This window comes from Acinetobacter lactucae, from assembly GCF_013344765.1.
Taxonomy (GTDB): domain Bacteria; phylum Pseudomonadota; class Gammaproteobacteria; order Pseudomonadales; family Moraxellaceae; genus Acinetobacter; species Acinetobacter lactucae_A.
On sequence record NZ_JABVBF010000280.1, the window covers coordinates 1 to 2223 of the forward strand.

2 protein-coding genes are annotated in these 2223 nt (G+C 34.1%); both read left to right on the forward strand.

Annotated elements, in window-relative coordinates; all coding sequences use genetic code 11:
- The first annotated feature begins 176 nt into the window (after positions 1 to 176).
- Positions 177 to 1202: a hypothetical protein gene (locus HUN22_RS16650; RefSeq protein WP_174731711.1), complete on the forward strand. Its 1026-nt coding sequence runs from the start codon at positions 177 to 179 to the stop codon at positions 1200 to 1202.
- Between the two features lie 173 nt (positions 1203 to 1375).
- A partial coding sequence (gene lpxO, locus HUN22_RS16655) for a lipid A hydroxylase LpxO (RefSeq protein WP_174731714.1) occupies positions 1376 to 2223 on the forward strand: 848 nt, incomplete at its 3' end.

Sequence of the window (2223 nt, forward strand, 5' to 3'; positions counted from 1 at the left end):
GCTTATTAATCATGGCATAAGATGAAGCTAGGGAATGTAATCGACAATTATTAAATTATCTCTGAGCGAATAAGAAAAATTAATATTCTTTGTGAATTATTAGACAGAAAGTATTGTCTATTTTTTTATCTTTAGATAAACTTTGTGTTATAAAAATGTTCAATAAAGTATGTATTATGTTAAAAAATAAATTTATGATTTTAGCCATCCTTCCTTTTATGTTGAGTGCATGTGGGGGTGGTGGTTCTAGTGATAATAATTCAGCAAATAACAACCAAAGTGGTACCTCACAAGATTCTATTGCGGATGGTACTCGTTATTATTTTATGGATTACAACCCTGATCAAGTAGACGAGCTAAATGAAAAAATAGATGAGCTAAATAACGCTTATTTTGAAATTTTTAATAAAAAATCAATAGATGGCTCTTCTAATCAAGCTTTAGATCAGTATTTGTTAACAGAGAAAAAACTCTATTTCCCTACTGATAAAGCAATCAATGTCATGAATTTTAATTCAATGACAGACTGGAGATTAGACATCATTGGTGATGTTAAAGAAGATTGGAAATTTCAAAAAGTTGATCTCTCTAATAAGAATATGTTTGATACTGTTTTGCCAGGATATCGAGCATTAGGTTTTCCAGTTGTCGACAAGAGTACGGCAAAAGGACGTTTATTTCTTAATACTTATGGACAGAATAAATTCCCTCAAGGCAGTAGTTGTTATCGTTTAATTTCAAAAGAATCTAATCAAGAGACATTTGCATTTAATATTGATCAAAATTATGAAATTAATCAAAGTTTTGAGGATTTTGATGCTGAAAATGGACCATATCTTAATTATTTGAACCAAACAAATCCATTTGGTTTCACTTATAAAGCAGTTAAAGGATCATGGCAAAATGTTCTTTGGACAACGATCTATGATACTAGCTTAGGTTTTGCTGTGGGTGCTGGTGTTGCGGTGCAATATCAAGGTAAGACATATGCAGCAGATTACACGAGTAACATTGGCTGGACCGCTGATCAAGAGATTAAGCATTGGGAAATATTCTTAAAAAATACGAATGATCCTGAAGACCTTCGTTTTGCTCAGTTAAAAATTGCACAATTAAAATCTGGTTGTTATGCCTACAATGAAACCGCTGCGAAAGCACTTGACTCTCTGACAGCATTAAATTGGCAAGCATATCAAAACTAATTTAAAAACCGAGTCTAAGAAATCTCAAAAATGGTTATTTTTGAGATTTCTATTTAGTCAAAAAATAATACTTGCTGATCTAGGTCTGAATTTTCTTCGAGACTTTGTTATTATTCCCTCAATTTCAAATTCCTTCGAAGTATCTTTAAAGATGCTTAAATGCGAGTAACTATATGATTAAGTGGATCATATTAGCGGTTTTTGTGATATCAGCATTGTATATCCAACATCGCGGCAAAGTGCGTCACTCGTTTTATCGTCAATTTTTTGACCATTCAACCTTGCTCGCACCGATTAACTTTTTAATGTACATCTTTTCAAAGGTGCCGAATCAACCTTATATCGACACCCAGCATTTTAAAGATTTAAAAGTGCTGGATGAAAATTGGGAAATGATTCGTGATGAAGCGAAAGCTTTATATGACCAAGGTGGGATTAAAGCTTCAAACACCTATAATGACTTGGGTTTTAACTCATTCTTTAAAACAGGTTGGAAGCGTTTTTATCTCAAATGGTACGAATCGAGTCATCCATCTGCTGCCGAGCTTTGTCCAAAAACCACAGCACTTCTTAAAACATTGCCGACAATTAAAGCAGCAATGTTTACCGAACTTGCACCTGATAGCCGTTTGGTAAGACACCGTGATCCGTATGCAGGTTCACTGCGTTATCACTTAGGTTTAATTACGCCAAATGATGATCGTTGTTTTATTGATGTCGATGGCGAAAGATATTCTTGGCGTGATGGTCAAAGTGTCGTGTTTGATGAAACTTATATTCACTATGCTGAAAATAAGACTGATCAAAACCGTATTATTTTCTTTGCAGACGTTGAACGTCCAATGAAAGTAAAATGGATGGAGCATTTCAATCATTGGTTTGGTCGTAATGTGATGACAGCGGCAAGCTCACCGAATGAAACAGGCGACCAAACAGGTGGCCTAAATAAAGCTTTTGGTTATGTCTATCAAATTCGTATTAAAGCCAAAGCTTTAAAAGCTAAAAACCGTAAGTTGTATTA